The organism is Algibacter ulvanivorans, from assembly GCF_048381495.1.
Taxonomy (GTDB): Bacteria; Bacteroidota; Bacteroidia; order Flavobacteriales; family Flavobacteriaceae; genus Algibacter_B; species Algibacter_B ulvanivorans.
In genome coordinates, this window is the sequence record NZ_JBLWGD010000002.1 from 212,736 (window position 1) to 234,616 (window position 21,881).

The window sequence follows — 21,881 nt, forward strand, 5'->3', positions numbered from 1 at the left end:
GCCTAAATGTAGTAATTTTAAAACAAAAAAACTCGAAAAATAAATTTCGAGTTTTTTTATTTAATTAAATAAATATTGGTTTTTACGATTCTGTAGGCTTTTCTGCTTTATCTATTGTAATGCTAAGCTCTTCGGTTTTGGTATCTAAATCAATATTAATATTGTCGCCTTCTTCTAGGTGCGAAGCTACAATTTCTTCGGCTAAAGCATCTTCAACATATTTCTGGATGGCTCTTTTTAATGGGCGCGCTCCGTATTGTTTGTCGAAACCTTTTTCGGCTATATAGTCTTTTGCGCTTTCAGTAAGGGTTAAATTGTAACCTAATCCTTTTATGCGTACTAAAAGTTTTTGCAGTTCTATGTCAATAATTTTATTGATATCTTCTTTTTCAAGGGCATTGAATACAACCACATCGTCAATTCTGTTTAAAAATTCTGGGGCGAACGATTTTTTAAGTGCGTTTTCAATTACGCTTCTTGCGTTAGCATCTTCTTGTGCTTTCTGTGAGGCTGTACCAAAACCAATTCCTGTACCAAAATCTTTAAGTTTACGAGCTCCAATGTTGGATGTCATGATGATAATGGTATTTCTAAAATCAATTTTTCGTCCTAGACTATCGGTTAAGTAGCCATCGTCAAGTACTTGAAGTAACATATTAAATACATCTGGATGCGCTTTTTCTATTTCGTCTAATAGAATAACAGCATAAGGTTTTCTTCTTACTTTTTCGGTTAGTTGTCCGCCTTCTTCGTAGCCAACATAACCTGGAGGTGCTCCTATTAATCTAGATATGGCAAATTTTTCCATGTATTCGCTCATGTCTATTCTTACTAGCGAATCTTCACTATCAAAAAGTTCTCTAGATAATACTTTTGCTAATTGAGTTTTTCCAACGCCAGTTTGACCTAAAAATATAAACGAACCTATTGGCTTGTTAGGGTCTTTAAGTCCTGCTCTGTTACGTTGAATGGCTTTTACAACTTTTGCAACGGCATCGTCTTGGCCTATTACTTTGCCTTTTATACGATTAGGTAGCTCTGCGAGTTTATTAATTTCGGTTTGCGCTATTCGGTTTACGGGAACGCCTGTCATCATAGATACAACATCTGCTACATTATCTTCGGTAACAATTTCTCGGTGTTGCTTGGTATCTTCTTCCCATTTTTCTTGAGCAATGGCTAATTCTTTTTCAATGCGCTTTTCGTCATCTCTAAGTTTTGCGGCTTCTTCATATTTTTGCTTTCTAACAACGGCGTTTTTAGTTTCTTTAATCGCTTCAAGTTGCTTTTCAAGTTCAATAATTTGTTTAGGAACGTCAATATTTGTTATATGAACTCGAGATCCAGCTTCATCTAAAGCATCAATGGCTTTGTCTGGTAAAAAGCGCTCGGTCATGTATCTGTTTGTTAATTTTACACAGGCTTCAATAGCTTCTGGTGTGTAATCTACATTATGGTGTTCTTCGTATTTACCTTTAATATTGTTAAGAATTTCTATGGTTTCTTCAACGCTAGTAGGTTCTACTATAACTTTTTGGAAACGACGTTCTAAAGCACCATCTTTCTCAATATACTGTCTGTACTCATCTAAAGTTGTGGCACCAATGCATTGTATTTCGCCTCTAGCTAAAGCGGGTTTAAACATATTAGATGCATCAAGGCTTCCGGTTGCTCCTCCGGCGCCAACAATGGTATGAATTTCGTCTATAAATAAAATAACATCGTCGTTTTTTTCTAGCTCGTTCATAACGGCTTTCATGCGCTCTTCAAATTGGCCACGGTATTTAGTGCCAGCAACTAGGCTTGCCAAATCTAAAGTAACTACGCGTTTATTAAATAAAATACGCGATACTTTTCGTTTAACAATTCTAAGGGCTAAGCCTTCTGCAATAGCAGATTTACCAACACCAGGTTCGCCTATTAAAAGTGGGTTGTTTTTCTTTCGTCTGCTTAAAACTTGAGAAACACGCTGAATTTCCTTTTCTCTACCCACAACAGGGTCTAACTTACCTTCTTCGGCTAAAGCCGTTAAATCGCGCCCAAAATTATCTAAAACAGGGGTTTTAGACTTCTTGTTAGATTTGCCAGATGGAGCGTTAAAAATGTTGTCTTTTGCAGATTCTCCTTCAGGAGTAGTGTCGTCGTCTTGAAATTCAGACTTAGGTTCTATATAATCGTTATCGTTTGTAATCATAGATTTAAATTGTTCTTTAACATTATCGTAATCAACTTTAAGCTTATTTAAAAGCTTGGTAGTGGGGTCGTTTTCATTTCTTAAAATACAAAGCAATAAATGCGCTGTATTTATAGATGTGCTTTGAAATAGTTTGGCTTCTAAAAAAGTGGTTTTTAAAGCGCGTTCTGCTTGTCTTGTAAGATGTAGGTTCTTTTTTTGATTAGAAGCTACAGTAATATTAGGATTAGCAGGACTTAAAATTTCAACTTTACGCCTTAAATGGTTTAAATCAATATCTAAGGCGTTAAGAATGTTTATTGCTTTTCCGTTACCGTCACGCAAAAGTCCAAGCATTAAGTGTTCTGTGCCAATAAAATCATGGCCTAACCGTAGTGCTTCTTCTTTGCTATAAGCAATAACATCTTTTACTCTTGGGGAAAAATTATCATCCATAAATCGTGTCCTTTCTGCATTAAAAATAGTAAAACATTTTAACTAAAGTCAAAAACTATACCTAAAAATGTATGTATTGTGCTAATTGACGAAAAAATCTTTATAAAATCAAAATTTTAGTAGGTATACTTATTAACCAAATAAGTCGTTAAAATTGTTAATAAATTACATGAAAAATGAAGTTTGTTTGTCTTACTATAACTAATGGAATTCTTATATTAGCATGTTTTGAAAATTACATAAACTAAATTAAATAATATATGGCAGAAGGAGAGAAATTGATCCCTATTAATATTGAGGATGAGATGAAATCGGCATACATCGATTATTCGATGTCGGTCATTGTGTCACGTGCTTTACCAGATGTAAGAGATGGGTTAAAACCAGTTCATAGACGTGTACTTTACGGTATGCACGAATTAGGTGTTAGAGCAAATTCGGCACATAAAAAATCCGCAAGAATAGTTGGAGAGGTTTTAGGTAAGTATCATCCTCATGGAGATACCTCGGTTTATGATGCTATGGTGCGTATGGCACAAGAGTGGAGTTTGCGTTATATGCTTGTAGATGGACAAGGAAACTTTGGTTCTATTGATGGAGATAGTCCTGCGGCAATGCGTTATACAGAAGCGCGTATGCGTAAAATATCTGAAGACATGTTGGCAGATATTGATAAGGAAACCGTAGATCATAAATTAAATTTTGATGATACACTACAAGAACCAACCGTTTTACCAACTCGTATTCCAGGACTTTTAGTAAATGGAGCGTCTGGTATTGCCGTTGGTATGGCTACCAATATGCCTCCTCATAATTTAACCGAAGTGGTTAATGGTACAATAGCTTACATAGATAATAATAATATTGAAGTAGACGAGCTTATACAGCATGTTAAAGCACCCGATTTTCCAACAGGAGGAACCATTTATGGGTATGATGGTGTAAAGGAAGCATTTCAAACAGGACGAGGCCGAATTGTTATACGAGGAAAAGCAAATATAGAAGAGGTTAATGGTCGAGAATGTATTGTTGTAGACGAAATTCCTTACCAAGTGAATAAAGCAGATATGATAAAGAAAACTGCTGATTTGGTAAACGATAAAAAGCTAGAAGGTATTTCTACTATTCGTGATGAATCCGATAGGAACGGTATGCGTATTGTTTATGTGCTTAAACGAGATGCTATTCCTAATATTGTGTTGAATAAATTGTTTAAGTATACAGCGCTACAGTCTTCATTTAGTGTAAATAACATTGCGTTGGTAAATGGAAGACCGCAATTGTTAAACCTAAAAGATTTGATTCATTACTTTGTCGAGCATAGACACGAGGTTGTAGTAAGACGTACTCAGTATGAACTACGAAAAGCCGAGGAAAGAGCCCATATACTTGAAGGTTTAATAATTGCGTCTGATAATATTGATGAAGTAATAGCTCTAATTAGAGCATCGGCAAACGCAGATGAAGCCAGAGAAAAGTTAATTGAACGCTTTAAGCTTTCTGAAATTCAAGCTAAAGCGATAGTTGAAATGAGGTTGCGTCAATTAACTGGTTTAGAGCAAGATAAGCTTAGGTTGGAGTATGAAGAATTAATGAAAACCATTGAAGATTTAAAGGACATTCTTGATAAAAAAGAACGTCGTATGGATATCATTAAAGCAGAGTTAGAAGTTGTTAGAGATAAATATGGAGATGAGCGCCGATCTACTATCGAGTACGCAGGAGGCGATTTAAGTATTGAAGATATGATTCCTAACGAAAAAGTAGTAATTACTATTTCTCATGCTGGATACATTAAACGTACATCGTTAACAGAATATAAAACACAAAACCGAGGAGGTGTTGGTCAAAAAGCATCCACAACCAGAAATGAAGATTTCTTAGAACACTTATTTGTAGGAACAAACCATCAATATATGTTGTTCTTTACTCAAAAAGGAAAATGTTTCTGGATGCGTGTTTATGAAATTCCAGAAGGTACAAAAACATCAAAAGGTCGCGCTATACAAAACTTAATAAATATAGAGCAAGATGATAAAGTTATGGCTTTTATTTGTACTCAAGATTTAAAAGATGAAGATTACATAAATAGTCATTACGTGATAATGGCTACTAAAAAGGGACAAGTAAAAAAGACATCATTAGAGCAGTACTCAAGACCAAGAACAAACGGTATTAATGCCATAACAATAAAAGATGATGATGTATTATTAGAAGCTAAATTAACAACAGGCGAAAGTCAAGTTATGCTGGCCTTAAAATCTGGTAAGGCTATTCGTTTTGAAGAAGCTAAAACAAGACCAATGGGACGTGGAGCTTCTGGAGTTAGAGGTATTAGGTTACAAGACGAAAAAACAGATGAAGTTGTTGGAATGATAGCTGTTGATGATATGGAAAGTAACGTACTTGTTGTGTCTGAAAATGGTTATGGTAAACGATCTAGTTTAGAAGATTATAGAATCACTAATCGAGGTGGAAAAGGTGTAAAAACCATATCTATAACCGAAAAAACGGGTAATTTAGTGTCTATTAAAAATGTAACTGATGATGATGATTTAATGATCATTAATAAATCGGGTATAGCTATTAGAATGGCTGTTAAAGATTTAAGAGTTATGGGGCGTGCTACACAAGGCGTTAAATTAATAAACCTTAAAGGTAAAGACTCTATAGCAGCAGTAGCTAAAGTAATGCATGACGAAGATGAAGTAGAATTGGATGAAGATGGACAGGTTATAAGTTCTGAAAGTGCCGAAAACACTAATGCTTCAGAAGATGGCACAACTCTTGATAATAATTTAAACGATAATAACACTGAAAATTAAACTTAATATTTTTTAAAAATGAAAAAACAATTAATCATAGCTTTAGCATTTTCAATAAGTGCCTTTTCTTTTGCTCAAAAAAAAGAATTAAAAGCCATAGAAAAAGCTATTAAAAATAACAATTTTGCTGAAGCCAAATCTGGTATTAATCAAGCAGAAGGCTTGCTATCTGCAATGGACGAAAAGTCTAAAGCAAAATTTTACTTTTTAAAAGCTAAGGCTTTGTATGCAAACGGTAAAGGAGCTATAAACGATATTGATACGGCAATTAAAAGCTTAGGTAATGCCAAAGGTTACGGTTCTGAAATTAAAGAATTAAAACAGACTATGACTAATGGTTTGTTAACTACTGGTAATTCAGCTTACGAAAAACAAGATTACTCGGTAGCATCAAAGTATTTTGAAAAAGCCTACAGAGTAACAGAAGTAGACACTATGTTTCTTTATTACGCAGCTGCTACAGCAGTAAACGTAAAAGAATACGATAGAGCTTTAGGGCTTTACGAAGAGTTAAAGAATATAGGGTATACAGGTATTACTAAAGAATATTTTGCTACAGATAAAGAGTCTGGAAAAGAAGTGGTTCTTGATAAAGGAACACGCGATTTATACGTTAAAGGAGGAAGCCATATAAAACCAGGTGAGCGTTTAACAGAATCTAAAAAACCAGAAATAGTTAAAAATATTGCACTTATTTATATATCTAAAGGAGATAACGAAAAAGCACTAACAGCCATTAAAGATGCTAGAGTAGAAAACCCAGAAAATGTAGATTTAATAATAAACGAAGCTAATATTTATTTGCAGTTAAAAGATGAAGATAAGTTTAAAACACTTATTGAAGAAGCAATTACTAAAGAGCCAAACAATGCTGCATTACACTATAATGTAGGTGTTGTTAATATGAATAAGGGAGCGGTTGAAGATGCTCAAAAATCATTTGAAAAAGTTTTAAGCTTAGACCCAGCATACTCTGATGCAGCACTAAACCTTTCTAATTTATACATAGAAAAAGGAAATGTAATTATAGAACAAATGGGTAAATTAGGTATGAGTAAAGCCGATGATGCTAAGTATGAAAAATTAAAAGAAGAAAAGAATACTTTATTTAATGAAGGCGCTAATGTTTTACTTGATTTTATTAGTAAAAACCCTTCTCCTGGTACAGGTATATTAACCCAGTTAAAAAATATATATCAAGCTTTAGGGGAAACGCAAAAAGCTAAAGATATTACAGCAAAGATTGATGCAATTCCTGCTGGAGAGTAAGTTGTAAATACTCTTTTAAAATATATAAAAAATGCCGCTTTATAGCGGCATTTTTTATATAATTTTTTTTATAACACGAAGTTTGTGCGTGTGTGTGTTTCTATCAACGTTATAAATACCAGAATGGTCAAGCCTGTCTATTCTAACTTTTCCATGAGCATGAATAATGTAGTTGTCTTTCATAATAATACCTACATGAATTATAGCGCCTTCATTATTATCAAAAAAAGCTAAATCGCCAGGCTCACTTTCTTCAATAAAGCTTAAAGCTTCGCCTTGAGTGGCTTGTTGTGAAGCATCGCGTAATAATTTATAACCGTTTAGTTTGTAAACCATTTGGGTAAAACCAGAGCAATCAATTCCAAAAGGTGTTTTGCCACCCCATAAATAAGGCGTGTTTAAAAACGTAAAAGCGGTTTTTATTAGGTTAGATTTGTCAACCTTTTCGTTAATAAAATTGCCATCGTACTGGTGGTTTAAAATAGAAAGCCCGTTTAAGCTAGAGCCTATAGTAATAGGTGATAATTGGTTGTTTTTATCTTCAATAAACTCTACTAAATCGGTAGATAGTTTAGGTGTTTCGCTATTTAATGTTTTGTATTGGTCTTCAGATATTTCAAAGTACTGTTTGTTGTCTATCCAGCCTTCATACTTATCAAAAGCTAATCTAATTTTACTCCATTGTTTTCGTTGTTCTAAAACCTTAAAAAAATCGCCATAAAGTACTTGCGAGACTAGTTCGCTAGTGTCGCTTGGTTCATTTCTAAGCGGAACAATGCTTAAATTACAAATACCGTATTGCATTAAATACTTCTTTCTTCTATTTTACTTATTAACGTTCAATAATCATTGCAGAAGCACCGCCGCCGCCATTACAAATTGCTGCAGCTCCAATTTTAGCATTATTTTGTTCTAAAACATTTAATAAAGTAATAAGAATTCTAACACCAGAACAACCAAGCGGATGTCCTAGAGAAACAGCGCCACCATTTACATTAACATTTTTATCGGTAAGGCCCAAAATTTTCATATTAGCTAAACCAACAACCGAGAATGCTTCGTTAAACTCGAAAAAATCAACGTCGTTTAGTGTAATTCCTGCTTTATCAAGTGCTTTTGGTAAGGCTTTAGCAGGTGCCGTTGTAAACCACTCTGGTTCGTGGGCAGCATCGGCATAGCTTTTTATTGTAGCTAAGGGTGTTAAGCCTAACTCTTCAGCCTTTTCTTTGCTCATTAAAACCATAGCTCCAGCACCATCATTTATAGTCGAAGCATTTGCGGCAGTTACAGTACCATCTTTAGAAAAAGCAGGGCGTAAATTAGGTATTTTGTCTAATTTTACGTTGGTATATTCTTCATCTTTATTAACTATTATAGGTTCGCCACGACGTTGAGGAACTTCTACAGGAACAATTTCATTATTAAATTTACCTGCTTCCCAAGCATCAGAAGAGCGTTTGTATGATTGTATGGCATAAGCATCTTGATCTTCTCTAGAAAACTCATATTTATTAGCGCAAGCATCAGCACATACGCCCATAGCATTTTGGTTGTAGGCATCAACTAAACCATCTTTTTGCATGCCATCTACTAGTGTTGTAGGGCCAAACTTAGTAGCAGTTCTAGCGTGTAAGTAATGAGGTATAAGGCTCATGTTTTCCATACCTCCTGCAACAACTATATTAGCATCGCCTAAAGCAATAGATTGCGCTGCTTGCATAACGGTTTTCATACCAGATGCACAAACTTTGTTTATTGTAGTACATGGTACGGTGTTAGGTATACCTGCATAAATTGCGGCTTGTCTAGCTGGAGCTTGCCCAGTACCAGCTTGCACCACATTACCCATTAAAACTTCTTCAACCAATTTAGGGTTTAAATTTATTTTATTTAAAGCACCTTTTATTGCAATAGCGCCTAGTTTAGGAGCTGGTATAGTTGATAAAGCACCCAAAAAGCTTCCAATTGGAGTTCTTGCTGCAGATACTATTACTACTTCTTTGTTCATTAATCTATTGTTTTAATTTAGTCTATGCGAAAATAACGATTTTTTAGTAGAAATTTGAAAGATTAGATTATTATAAAAAAGCTTAAAAGCTTATAATTTTATTACATTTGGTTTCTAGAAGACACATTCGTTATTAATATTTGATATTTAGGGGATTAATTATGATGAAATCTATATAAATTATTTAAAATAGCTTATGGTGTTTTGAAAAATAATGAAAAAACACAGTTACAAAATAAAAGTAGAATGGACAGGAAATGAAGGTGATGGAACGTTAAATTATAAATCTTATAGTAGAAATCATGACATTATATCAGACAAAAAATATGATGTAATTAAAGGTTCGTCAGACCCTTCGTTTTTGGGAGACAATACAAAGTATAATCCCGAAGATCTTTTTTTGTCATCCTTGTCAGCCTGCCATATGCTTTGGTACTTGCATTTATGTTCAGTACATAAAATTATAGTAATCGAGTATTTAGATGTTGCTGTGGGAGTTATGGAAGAATTTGAAAATGGTAGTGGTAAATTTACAAAGGTTACTCTTAATCCAAAAGTGAAAATAACTGATAAAAATATGATTGAAAAAGCAAATAAACTACACATAGAAGCTAATAAAATGTGTTTTATTGCAAATTCTTGTAACTTTAAAGTAGAACATAACCCAAGTATAACAACCTAATTATAAAGATATAATTAAATGCTTATGTTAATTATTAATAATTAGCTTGTAAATTATTAAAAATAGTACTCTTAATCGAGCTCGATATTTTTGTTAAATAAAGAAAAGGGAATGAATTTAAACCAATGAAAGACTTTATAAATAAACTTTACAAAAATCATTCTTTGATTTATAAGGTGCTATTATTTATATGCACAACTTTTTTAATTGTATATCTATTTCCTAAAAGCGGAAAATTTAAATATAATTTTGAAAAAGGTAAACCTTGGCAATCTGAAAGTTTACAAGCCCCTTTTGATTTTGCTATAAAAAAAACAGACCAAGAAATAGCTCTAGAAAAGAAAAATATTGTTGAGAATGCAGTATTGTATTTTAATTTAGATAATACTATAGAAACCAAAGTTAGAAATGCTTATAAAAGCCAGTTTACAAGTGCTTTTTCAGATACACTATCAACTTACTTACATAGCAATTTATTTAAAACCGGAGAACATATTATTTCAGAATTATATAATTACGGTGTATTAAGTGATGATTACGATTTTTCTGAAGACCGTTCTATTGTTATTCTAGACGGAAGAGAAAAAATACACGATGGTTTTTACGCTAATTTAATTAAGCAAAAAAATGTAAGTACGGTAATAGAAAAAGTTTTAATAAAAAACAATTTGTTAAACTTTAAAACTGGCTACGTTTCATTGTTTTTCGATTTGGTAGAGCCTAATATTACGTTAAACAAAACGTTAACCGATAAGATAATTAAGGATGAGATTAGTAGAATTTCGTATACTAGAGGTAGCATTGCAAAAGAAACCTTAATAGTATCTAAAGGCGAAGTTATAGAAGGCGATAAGTATCAAGTTTTAAAATCATTACAATCTGAATACGAATCTCAAGTGTGGAATGAGGCTAATTATAATTGGGTATTATTTGCTTATACCTTGTTGGTGTCTTTAGCCTTATTAATGCTGTTATTATTTTTAAGAAAATATAGAGTTTCAGTTTTTGAAAATAACACTAAAGTAACTTTTATATTTTTTAATATCTCGTTAATGATTTTTATAACAACCTTAGTGGTTAGTTATGATTCTAAATACATTTATATAGTTCCAATTTGTATTCTTCCATTAGTTTTTAAAGCCTTTTTTGATGCGCGACTCGGGTTGTTTGCTCACGTACTTACAGTACTTTTACTAGGTTTTATTGTGCCTAATAGTTATGAATATATGTTTTTGCAAATTATAGCAGGAATAGTAACTATTTTAACGGTTTCAGAATTATATAAACGAGCTAATTTATTTATTTCGGTAGGGCAAATAACACTAATTTACATCGTAGCTTACTTTGCATTTTTTGTAATACATGAAGGTAGTGTAGAAACACTTAAGTGGGAAACCTTTATTTGGTTTGTTTTATGCGGGTTAGCTACTTTATTTGTGCAACCTTTAATTTATGCATACGAAAAGCTTTTTGGGTTAGTTTCAGATGTTTCACTTTTAGAATTGTCCGATACTAATACAAAACTATTAAAAGAACTATCAAATAAAGCGCCAGGTACGTTTCATCACTCATTAAATGTAGCAAATTTAGCTGAAGCTTCTGCAAACGAAATAGGAGCAAATGCTATGCTAGCTAGAGTGGGAGCGTTATATCATGATATAGGTAAAATGAAAAATCCAACGTATTATACCGAAAATCAATCAACCGGAATAAACCCTCATGACGAGTTATCTTCTAAAGAAAGTGCAAGAATAATTACAGACCATGTTATAAATGGAATAGAAATAGCAAGAAAAAATAATTTGCCAGATCGTGTTATTGATTTTATAAGAACGCATCATGGAACAAGTGTAGTCTATTATTTTTATATGAAAGAAAAGAAAGATTACCCAGAAACCGAGGTTGATAAATTAGATTTTAGCTATCCTGGGCCTAAACCATTTAGTAAAGAAACAGCTATTTTAATGATGTGCGATAGCATTGAGGCAGCTTCTAAAAGTTTAAAAGAGCCAACATCAACAAAAATAGAAACTTTTGTAGAAAATATTATAAATAAGCAGATAGAAGAAGGACAATTTTTAAATGCTAACATAACTTTTAAAGAAATTCAGTCAATAAAAAAAGTGCTAAAGTACAAACTAGCAAATATTTACCATTTACGAATTGAATACCCAGAATAAAAACTGAAAAAAAATAAAAAAAATGTTTGTGTTGTTTAAGATAAAAACTAAATTTGCATCCGCATTTAAATTTAATGTGTAGTTCATAAAAAATATTGGAGAGGTGCCTGAGTGGCCGAAAGGAGCGGTTTGCTAAATCGTCGTACCTAGAAATAGGTACCCAGGGTTCGAATCCCTGTCTCTCCGCAATTTTCTAATCTATATTTAGATAACCTTCGGGGTGTAGCGTAGCCCGGTTATCGCGCCGCGTTTGGGACGCGGAGGTCGCAGGTTCGAATCCTGCCACCCCGACTAACCTAGAAATAGGAAACATCAAAACATTGTTAATCGTATGATTATCAATGTTTTTTTTGTTTTTTACACATTTTATTTGTCATCAAATGAAAGCATCTAAACCCAATAAAAAAGTGTGCAAATCGGTGTACAATTGTTCACTGGAAATGTAGTAACTTTAAAGAGCTTTAAGACATAATTTGACTTTCGTCTTTACAAATTATTGTTTAACATAAAGTCATTTAAAATGAAAACAAAAAGCACTTTTACGGTTATTTTCTTTACAAGAAAATCAAGAAGCAACCCCAATCAAATTTCCATCTATGTCCGTATTACTGTAAACGGTAAACGCTCAGAAATGAGTTTAAAGCGAAGTATTGAACAAAACCAGTGGGACAATACTAAAAATAGAAGGCGAGGTAATTCAGAAACTGCCAGAATTCTAAACGCTTATTTAGATGGGGTTTATAACAAACTGCTTCAATGTCATAAAGAGCTTATAGAAGAAGATAACGTGTTATCCTCTGATGCCGTCAAATCTCGATATTTGGGAGAAGATGATAATAGTAGAACCTTAAAAGAGTTAATCGTTTACCATAATGGCAATATGATTCACGTTCTCAAATCAGGAACGATGAAGAATTATTACACAACAGAACGCTACTTACTGAAGTTTTTGAAAAAGAAAAAAAGACTAAAAGACATTTATTTAAAACAGTTAAGTTTTAGGTTCTTTAATGATTTTGAACACTATCTAAGAACATATGAAAACTCCAAAAGGAAATTTATCGATAAATAATAATAATAATAATAATAATAATAATCTACCCAAATGTAAAGTTCAAAAATACTAAGTCATTTCAATTAGGATCATTAAGATAAATTTTTTTTTAGGGCTTTGTATTCTTCCATATTTAATTTTAAGACATATTGATTAGAATTAAAAGTATGCTTGATAATCACAAATTTATCAAAGGCTTCTTTAATCTTATTTTTTAACTCAATAAGTTCTGATTGTTTTTGAAAACATGCTTTTCTGTAATATGCTAATTCCTCATTCTCGGTTATTAAAATTGGTTCTTTGAATTCTGATTTTTCGACGAATTTTTGTTGTTTTTCTCCTATTTCTTCAAATAGCGATTCCAACATTTTTTTAGTTGGCTTAAGTTGTGTTTCTTCAACGTTTTTTAAAACTGAAATTAAGGCATCCAAGCGTTTATTAAAAACATTTTGAAGAGAGGTTCCATTGATTCCTAAAGTATCATAAGGGAAAAGATTATTATCTTCAAAAAAAGCAATCATAAAGTCTAAAGTTTCAGAATAACTTGGACCGATCTTTTTTGAATATTTCTTAAATTTATCTAAGGTTTTCTTCTTTAATCGAATGGTATTAAAATCATCCATAATTTATGAGATTGTAACAATAAAACATTGGTTTCATTGGCCTGAAAACGGATTTTACGCAAAAATTTGAAACTGATAACAATTCTTAAGTGGTTATGTTGTTTAAAATCAACAATTACAAATTATTAACATCGCGCAGCGTGTTACCCTCTTGCTATTCCCTCTTAGTTTTACAAACACGCTTTATTTAGGGATTATTTATATGTTAGTGAGTTTCTGTAATTGTTAACTTTCTATCGGGGAATACTCTCATTAGTTATATTCTGAAATCAAACAGACTAGAGTATATTTATGCCTCCTTTAATATGTAAATATATTTTTTGTTCATTCTTTTTTTCAATCCTCCTCTTAAAGTTTGGTGGTACCTTTTATTTTTTTATTACTATTTTTTTTTATCACTATGGTATTTGGGTCTTCATACCCAGAACCTTCAAATTCACCTTTATGGGTAGTAGATGGTGTAATTGTTGGTAACAGCGACCCAAAATTAAACCCTAACGATGTAGCAAGTATTTCGGTATTAAAAGATGCTTCTGCAACAGCTTTATATGGAAATAGAGGTGCTAATGGTGTTATTATTGTAACTACTAAAAGAGGTGTAGTTGGCGGTAAGCCACAAGTTAAAGTATCTGTAAAAACGGCAGTAAACCAATTTAACCCAGGTAAGTTCGAGATAATGAATTCTCAGCAATTATACGATTACCATACAGAACTAGGTAATACTAACCCTTGGTTTACTGAAGATTTACTTGATAGGGATTATGATTGGATTGATGGAGCAACTCAAGATGCTTTTGTAAAAGATGCTTCGATAACTTTTACATCGGCAACAGAAACACATAACTTATTTTTATCTACAGGATATTACAACGAAAAAGGAACTGTTATTGGTAACGAACTAGATAGATACACATTTCGTACTAATTTAGATTATAACATATCAGACAGGTTAACTATTAAACCTAAACTTAACTTTGTTTTCGATAGAAGAGATAATACAAGAAATGCTTCATTATACGAAGCTTATACTAATATGCCATGGGATTTACCTTTTGCAGAAGATGGATCAGTAGTAAACGCTACCTTATCTCAAGGCGATGATTGGCTTGGTAGAGATAAAAGAAACTTTTTCTATGACAGACAATGGAATTATTCAGACTCTAGATCGTTCGATTTATTTGGTAGCTTCGATTTTGAGTATAAATTACTACCTAACTTAACTTTCATATCTACCAATAACTTTAGGTATGGAACATACGAGTCGTTTTCTTATACAGATCCAAGGTCTAACGGTGGTACAACAACAAATGGTTCGGTAAGCGATTATACGTATAGAAACTTAACAAGATTTACCAACCAAATGTTAAGATACTCGAATACGTTTAACGAAAATCATACCGTAAACGTTTTAGCGGCATACGAGTATAATGACGGAAGCTCTAAAAACGTATCAACAAGATCAGAAAATGTAGTCGTAAATGGAGAAGTACAAAGTGTTGGTTTAAAACCTGCTGCGACCGATGGTAATGCTGGCGAGTTTGCACAACAGTCATTCTTATTCTCTGCAGATTACGATTATAATGGTAAATACTTTGTAAAAGGTTCTATAAGAGTCGATGGGGCTTCTGCCTTTGCTAAAGACTATCGTTATGGCGAGTTTTACTCGGTAGCTGCAGGATGGAACATTCATAAAGAAAATTTCTTTAACGTTAACCAAATAAATGCGTTAAAATTAAGAGCCAGTCACGGTGCTGTAGGTAACCAACCAGGTGGATTTGGGTATTTAAGTACTTACGATGTTAAGTTTCAGTACGCTGGGATTATTGCAGCAAAGCCAAACCGTTTAGGAACAGAAAACTTAACTTGGGAAAAAGCTATCGAAACCAACGCAGGTATTGATGCTACATTGTTTAACGCAGTAAACTTAACGGTAGATTATTATAACAAAGAAAACTCTGGTTTACTTTATTTTAGAGCCTTATCAGACCAAACAGGGTTTAGTGGAAGATATGAAAATATTGGGTCTATAACGAATAAAGGTTTAGAGTTTGCGGTATCTGCAGATATTATTAATAAAGACGATTTTGGTATTAATGTAGGTGCTAATATTAGTTTTAATAAAAATGAAGTTAAAGAACTTGCCGATGGTACCGATATTATTAGCGGATCTACTATTCTTAGAGAAGGCGAAGAGTTTGGTACATTTTACATGAGAAAATGGTTAGGTGTTAACCCTGGCGACGGAACACCAGTTTACGAAGTTGTAGACGAAACAACAGGAGAAGTTAGTACAACCAACGTATATAACGATGCTACAGTACAAATTGCAGGAACTTCAAACCCAGATTTTACTGGAGGCTTTAATACTAATTTTAGATATAAAAGCTTTACATTAAGTTCTAACTGGAGTTTTTCTTACGGAGCAGAATTATACAACTCTTCTCGTAATTTATTCGATTCTGATGGATTCTATTTACAATTTAACCAAATGGTATTACCAGAAGGTTGGAGCAGATGGCAACAACCAGGCGATATTGCTACACACCCTAAACCAAGACCAGGAGGTTATGCAGGAAGTAACCAAACCTCTACACGTTATTTAGAAGATGGTAGCTACTTAAGATTAAATAATATTAGATTATCTTATGATATTCCTAACACTATATTAGATCGTTTAGGTATGGCAGGAGCAAATATTTATGTAACAGGAGATAACCTTGCAACCTTTACTAAGTTTACAGGTGTAGATCCAACAATTGGAGGTGCAGGTGGTTCTGTATCATTAGGTTATCCTATTCCAAGACGTTATGCATTAGGTCTTAATATTACGTTTTAATTAAATAAAAATTTAAGCATGAAAAAAATAATATATACATCACTATTAGCAATCACCGCTGTATTTACATCGTGTGATTTAGATAGAAGCCCCTTTACAGAAATTGCAGCAGAAGATTTGTTTCAAGATCCTGGAGCGGCTCAAGCAGCAACACTTGGTAATTATCTGTTTTTAAAAGGAGATAAAGGTTACGACGGATGGTCTGACGATTTACATAGAATGTCTGAATATTCGGGAGATAACGTTATGATAAGTGGAGGAACAACAGATCCGTTATTCTTCTTTTACAACTACCAAAGAAACCCTAATAACTCAAGAAATAATAGGTTTTGGAGTAACTCTTTTAAAGCTATTGTAGGTACAAATAGAGTTATAGAAAGTTTAACCGAAGGTGTTTCTGAAGAAGAAGATCAAGTAATTGGAGAAAACTATTACATAAGAGCACTTGTGTTTTTTCAAATGGGAAATGTTTTTGGAAAACCTTATAATCAAGGTACAGAAAACCTTTCAATTCCATTAAAGTTAACTTCAGATATTACAGATTTACCAGATAGAAATACGGTAGGCGAAGTTTACGATCAAGTTATTGCAGATTTATTAAAAGCAGAAGCTTTAATGACTATTAACAAAGGTGCATCCTTTGCATCAAAAGAGGCAGCACAAGCTTTATTATCTCGTGTGTATTTATACATGGGCGATAATGTTAAAGCTATAGAATATGCAGATAAAGTAACAGGTTCTGGTACATATACACTTTTACCATCTAACCGTTTCGAGGTTATGAATACTTTAGCACCTGCAGAAAACGAAGAGGCCATATTCTCTATTACATTAACAAAAGATATTGATATTCCTGGAACAGAAGATTGGTACACCATTGGCTCTTTCTATGCTAATATAGATGGTGTAGGCTGGGGCGAAATGTATGCATCGCAAACGTACCTTGAATTAATAAACCAAAATGAAGGCGATTTAAGAAAAAGTTTTATAGAGCCTCAGTATTTACTTGATGGAAGCGGGCAAAGAATTCCTGCTGTTTATTGGGTAGACGATAGTGACTACACTTATGTGTTTGCAAGAACAACAGAAAGTGCAGGTACAGTTACTTTTGATTACGATGGTAATAATTATACTTTAGAATCTGAAGACGTAGGTGGTAAAACACAATATTACTTTAACGGACCAAGCGGAAGACAGGATGTTACTTTCGATTTTGATATGGATAAACGTAATGGATACCCTAAATTCTTCATTCTTAAAGCATCTCAACAAGAAAACGATTTACACCTGTGGTCGCCAACCGTATCGCGTTTAGCCGAAATGTATTTAAACAAAGCAGAAGCTTTAGCTAAACAAGGTGCAGACCAATTGGCTTTAGATGAAATTAATGTGCTAAGAAACAGAGCTAATGTGCCAGAGTATACTTTAACAACACTACCAGCAGGCAAAACGGTACTAGATGTCGTATTAGACGAGCGTCGTTTAGAGTTGGCTTTTGAGGGGCATAGAAAGTTTGACGTGTATAGAAACAGCAGAACAATGAATAGAAGATACCCAGGAACACATCTAAATAATTCAAGCCCGTTCTATGAAATAGAATCTACTAATAATGTTATTATAGAGTTTATTCCAGAACAGCAAATATTAATTCAACCAACTTTAATTCAAAACGATTAATTATAAATATTAAAAATGTGCATTAGGTTAAACTAATGCACATGTTTTGATAAACATAAAACAAATAGAATTATGAAAACATTAATTATAAAGAAAAAGAAAGCTTCAGCGTTAGTTGCCTGTTTTGTAATGGCTTTGTTAGCAATTACTTACTCTTGTACGCCAGATGCTGTACATATAGATACAAGCCTTAAATTGCCATTAGTGCCTTTAAATACAGATGGATGGGTAGTAACAGACTATACTAGTCAAGAAGATAACGATGGCGAAGGTGCAGGAAACGGAAGAGTATTTAACACGTTTGATGGAAACCCAGATACTTTTTGGCATACTTGCTGGAATGGTTGTACTGCCGTGCCTCCACACTATTTTGTGGTAGATATGTTAGAGTCTAAAACAATAACTGGTTTTCTTTTTACACAAAGGCAATCGCTTTCTAGAAACATAGAAGTATGCTCTATAGATATTAGCGACGATGGCACAAATTGGACATCGGTAGGCGAATTTAACCTAGAAAAAGTAGCATCGCCACAAGACCGACCTTTAGATGCAGAGGTGTCTGGACGCTATTTTAGATTTAATGTAGTAAAAGTTTACGATGGTACAAACAATGCTGCTTTAGCTGAAATTGCACCTTATTTTTAAACCTTACCAAATACAAAGCCCTAAACAAAAATGGTTTAGGGCTTATATTAATACAGCTTCACTATCATAATAATGTCTATATTTTAAATAATAAAAAGTAATTATTTAATACAGAACAAATGAAAAAATATACTCTATTTCTAATATTAATTGGTTTATTGTCATGCAGTAATGGCGTTGATAATTTAAAAGCAGAAAAACTGTTTACAAGTGTACCTTCAGAAATATCTGGAGTAACATTTAAAAACAATATATTAGAATCAGAGCAATTACACTACTACAAATACCAATACATATATATAGGCGGCGGTGTTGCCGCAGCCGATTTTAATAATGATGGCTTAGAAGATTTATTCTTCACATCAAACATTTATCACAATAAATTATTTTTAAATAAAGGTAATTTTAAATTTGAAGACATTACCCTAAAAGCAGGTATTGAAAAGCGCGTAGGTTTTGATGTTGGCACATCGGTTGCCGATGTAAATAACGATGGTTTTCTAGATATTTATATTAATCGAGCTGGCTGGTACAACGGTGACGAGCGCTTGTCTAATATGCTTTATATTAATAACGGCGATTTAACTTTTACAGAAAAAGCAGCCGAGTACGGATTAGATGATCCTAATAGATCTATTGCTTCTACTTTTTTTGATTATGATAAAGATGGAGACCTAGATCTTTACATAACAAACGCACCTTCAGATTTTGGTTTAACAGGCGCATTGTTAGACTTAAACGAAATTAAAAAACAAAGAACTAAAATTGATGCATCAAAAAGCTCCGATAAACTTTATAGAAACAATGGCGATGGAACTTTTGAAGATGTTTCTGAAGCCGCAGGCATTCTTCCCGATTTAGGTTTCGGACTTAATGCACAAGTTGGCGACCTTAATAATGATGGTTGGCAAGATATTTATGTATCAAACGATTTTATTTATCCAGATTTTGCCTATATAAATAATGGCGATGGTACTTTTACCGAAAGCAGAAACGCCCTTTTTAAACACATATCGTATTACAGTATGGGTAGCGATATTGCCGATGTAAATAACGATGGCTTATCAGATTTGTTTGTGTTGGATATGAGTCCAGAAGACTATGTGCGCTCTAAAACCACTATGTCTATGATGTCTATAGACCGTTTTAACGAAATGGTTCAAAAAGATTATCACCATCAATATATGCATAATGTTATGCAAGTAAATAACGGAAACGGTACATTTAGCGAAATAGCAAACATGTCGGGGCTTGCAAAAACAGATTGGAGTTGGTCTTCCTTAATTGCCGATTTCGATTTGGATGGTTTAAACGATATTTATGTTACTAATGGCATTTATAGAGATGTTGTAGATAGGGATACCAATAATGAGATTAACGATTACATTAAAAAAAACAAAGCCAACTTAAAGGAAAAAGATTTCTACGAGTTTACACAAAAACTACCACAACAAAAACTTACTAATTACTTCTTTAAAAACGAAGGCAACACTTTATTTTCAAACGCATCAAAAAATTGGGCTAACGAGACACCAACTTTTTCTAACGGTGCTGTGTATGTAGATTTAGATAACGATGGCGATTTAGATATAGTAACCAATAATTTAGACGAAAACGCTACTATTCTTAGAAACAATGCCAGAGAATTAAACAACAACAATTATATACAGTTTAAATTTAAAGGCTCTAATAAAAATAAATTTGGTGTAGGTACAACAGTAAATGTGCACCAAAATAATAGGCAAATACTTAGTAAAACCCTTGTAAATGCAAGAGGTTATTTATCATCTACACCTAATACTTTAAACTTTGGTTTAGGCAAAAACTCTAAAATTAGCAAAATAGAAGTTGTTTGGAACGACGGAAAAAGACAAACCTTAAATAACATCACGCCAAATCAAACAGTAATACTTAACTATTCAGAAAGTACAGAAAGCATTAAAAAAGATAACCAAAATTTAGCATCTACATTATTTAAAGAACAAGATTTTAACTTTTCGCATAAAGAAATAGCTTATAAAGATTACGATAAACAATTATTATTACCACATAAATTATCGCAAACAGGGCCAGCCGTAGCAAAAACAGATCTAAATAATGATGGTTTAGACGATGTGTTTATAGGTGGCGCCCACAAGCAACCGGCACAACTATTAATAGCTACCAAAACAGGCGCATATCAATCTGTTATTGTTAATAATTTTATTAACGATAGTGAATATGAAGATGTAGCCGCCTGTTTTTTTGATGCCGATAACGATGGCGATGCCGATTTATATGTGTCTAGCGGAAGTTATGAGTTTTCTGAAAATTCAAAACTATTACAAGACAGACTTTATATAAATAACGGAAACTTTAGGTTTAAACGCTCCAATAATAGAATACCAAATGTAAAAGCCGCTGGAGCTGTTGTAAAAGCATCAGATTTTGATAACGATGGCGATTTAGATTTATTTGTTGGTAGCCGTGTTATTCCTGGTAAATACCCGTATGCACCAACCAATATATTACTTGTTAACGAGAAAGGTGTTTTTAAAAATAAGATTACAGAAATTGCTCCACAAGCCGAAAATGCGGGTTTAATTACCGATGCTCAATGGGTTGATATTGACAATGATGCTGATGCCGATTTAATACTTACTGGCGAGTGGATGGGGATTGAAGTTTTTATAAATGAAAACGGAAAACTCTCTAAAACCAACGCTTACAATAGTTTGTCTTCTGTAAAAGGGTGGTGGAATTCAATTTTAGTTGAAGATATTGATAATGATGGCGATAAAGATATTATTGCAGGAAACCTTGGGTTAAATTACAAGCATCATGCTTCAAAAGAAAAACCATTCCATGTCTATACTAACGATTTTGATAATAATGGTATAGAAGATATTGTATTGGCAAAATACTATAAATCTAAACAAGTACCAGTTAGAGGTAAATCTTGCACATCGCAACAAATGCCTTTTTTAAAAGAAAAAATAGCCACTTATAACGAGTTTGCAAACTCAGATTTACAAGGTATTCTTGGCGAAGGTATACAATCATCATTGCATTACGAGGTTACAGAGTTTCGTTCAGGAACTTTTATAAATAACGGAGGCGGAAACTTTAGTTTTAACCCTTTTACAATCGAAGCTCAAAAATCGCCAATTAACAGTATAATTTATCAAGATTTTGATGGCGATACGATTAAAGATCTTCTTATGGTAGGAAATAACTATATGTCTGAAGTAGAAACAACTCGAGCCGATGCTGGCATAGGAACCTTTTTAAAAGGTAATAAAAAAGGAACATTTAACTATACAGTAAACCATCAAACTGGCTTTTTTGCCAACCAAGATGCTAGAGCTATGCTACACTTAAAAACGGCAAATGGCAAATCGGTATTAGTAGCTAATAACAATAACAAACATCAAATTTTTAAAAATAATTAATAAATACTAAAATCTTATAATC

The 21,881-nt window shown here is 33.0% G+C and carries 13 protein-coding genes and 2 tRNA genes; 11 read left to right on the forward strand and 4 right to left on the reverse strand.

Going from position 1 to position 21,881, the window contains the following annotated elements:
- Positions 1-82: 82 nt before the first annotated feature.
- Positions 83-2,629 (reverse strand): ATP-dependent Clp protease ATP-binding subunit, encoded by a 2,547-nt coding sequence (locus tag ACNG5D_RS06550; RefSeq protein WP_418182697.1) that lies wholly within the window; start codon positions 2,627-2,629, stop codon positions 83-85.
- A 260-nt stretch (positions 2,630-2,889) separates the two neighbouring features.
- On the opposite strand from ACNG5D_RS06550, the gene gyrA reads away from it, so the two are divergent.
- Together gyrA and ACNG5D_RS06560 are read left to right on the forward strand one after the other, a co-directional pair.
- A complete protein-coding gene (gene gyrA, locus ACNG5D_RS06555) occupies positions 2,890-5,454 on the forward strand; it encodes a DNA gyrase subunit A (protein ID WP_418182698.1) in 2,565 nt (854 codons plus the stop codon).
- A gap of 18 nt (positions 5,455-5,472) precedes the next feature.
- Positions 5,473-6,723: a tetratricopeptide repeat protein gene (locus tag ACNG5D_RS06560; protein WP_418182699.1), complete on the forward strand. Its 1,251-nt coding sequence runs from the start codon at positions 5,473-5,475 to the stop codon at positions 6,721-6,723.
- 54 nt (positions 6,724-6,777) lie between these two features.
- On the opposite strand, the gene ACNG5D_RS06565 is transcribed toward ACNG5D_RS06560, so the two are convergent.
- Both ACNG5D_RS06565 and ACNG5D_RS06570 read right to left on the reverse strand, forming a co-directional pair.
- Positions 6,778-7,527, reverse strand: coding sequence for a C40 family peptidase (locus ACNG5D_RS06565; protein WP_418182700.1), 750 nt, complete (start codon positions 7,525-7,527; stop codon positions 6,778-6,780).
- A 28-nt stretch (positions 7,528-7,555) separates the two neighbouring features.
- On the reverse strand, positions 7,556-8,731 hold the full coding sequence (locus ACNG5D_RS06570) for an acetyl-CoA C-acyltransferase (protein ID WP_418182701.1): 1,176 nt from the start codon (positions 8,729-8,731) through the stop codon (positions 7,556-7,558).
- A gap of 214 nt (positions 8,732-8,945) precedes the next feature.
- On the opposite strand from ACNG5D_RS06570, the gene ACNG5D_RS06575 reads away from it, so the two are divergent.
- The 5 genes from ACNG5D_RS06575 to ACNG5D_RS06595 all read left to right on the forward strand — a co-directional run bounded on the left by ACNG5D_RS06575 (position 8,946) and on the right by ACNG5D_RS06595 (position 12,665).
- Complete coding sequence (locus tag ACNG5D_RS06575) at positions 8,946-9,413, forward strand: OsmC family protein (protein ID WP_418182702.1); 468 nt, start codon at positions 8,946-8,948, stop codon at positions 9,411-9,413.
- A 125-nt stretch (positions 9,414-9,538) separates the two neighbouring features.
- Positions 9,539-11,593 (forward strand): HD family phosphohydrolase, encoded by a 2,055-nt coding sequence (locus ACNG5D_RS06580; protein ID WP_418182703.1) that lies wholly within the window; start codon positions 9,539-9,541, stop codon positions 11,591-11,593.
- A gap of 97 nt (positions 11,594-11,690) precedes the next feature.
- Positions 11,691-11,779 (forward strand) — tRNA-Ser (locus ACNG5D_RS06585).
- Between the two features lie 30 nt (positions 11,780-11,809).
- Positions 11,810-11,884: transfer RNA gene (locus ACNG5D_RS06590), tRNA-Pro, on the forward strand.
- Between the two features lie 229 nt (positions 11,885-12,113).
- Positions 12,114-12,665, forward strand: a complete 552-nt coding sequence (locus ACNG5D_RS06595) for an Arm DNA-binding domain-containing protein (protein WP_418182704.1) — start codon at positions 12,114-12,116, stop codon at positions 12,663-12,665.
- Positions 12,666-12,739: 74 nt separating this feature from the next.
- Here ACNG5D_RS06595 and ACNG5D_RS06600 read toward each other — a convergent pair whose 3' ends face one another.
- The gene (locus tag ACNG5D_RS06600) at positions 12,740-13,270 is read right to left on the reverse strand and encodes a BfmA/BtgA family mobilization protein (RefSeq protein WP_418182705.1); all 531 of its coding nucleotides are present in this window, start codon (positions 13,268-13,270) and stop codon (positions 12,740-12,742) included.
- Positions 13,271-13,670: 400 nt separating this feature from the next.
- Between ACNG5D_RS06600 and ACNG5D_RS06605 the strand changes: the two genes are divergently transcribed.
- The 4 genes from ACNG5D_RS06605 (at position 13,671) to ACNG5D_RS06620 (ending at position 21,859) form a co-directional block, all read left to right on the forward strand.
- Positions 13,671-16,106 (forward strand): SusC/RagA family TonB-linked outer membrane protein, encoded by a 2,436-nt coding sequence (locus ACNG5D_RS06605; RefSeq protein WP_418182706.1) that lies wholly within the window; start codon positions 13,671-13,673, stop codon positions 16,104-16,106.
- 18 nt (positions 16,107-16,124) lie between these two features.
- Positions 16,125-17,783 carry a RagB/SusD family nutrient uptake outer membrane protein gene (locus ACNG5D_RS06610; protein WP_418182707.1) on the forward strand — a complete coding sequence of 553 codons (1,659 nt, stop codon included), beginning with the start codon at positions 16,125-16,127 and terminating at the stop codon, positions 17,781-17,783.
- A 72-nt stretch (positions 17,784-17,855) separates the two neighbouring features.
- Positions 17,856-18,428 (forward strand): discoidin domain-containing protein, encoded by a 573-nt coding sequence (locus tag ACNG5D_RS06615; protein ID WP_418182708.1) that lies wholly within the window; start codon positions 17,856-17,858, stop codon positions 18,426-18,428.
- A gap of 119 nt (positions 18,429-18,547) precedes the next feature.
- Positions 18,548-21,859, forward strand: a complete 3,312-nt coding sequence (locus tag ACNG5D_RS06620) for a VCBS repeat-containing protein (RefSeq protein WP_418182709.1) — start codon at positions 18,548-18,550, stop codon at positions 21,857-21,859.
- The last annotated feature ends 22 nt before the right edge of the window (positions 21,860-21,881 follow it).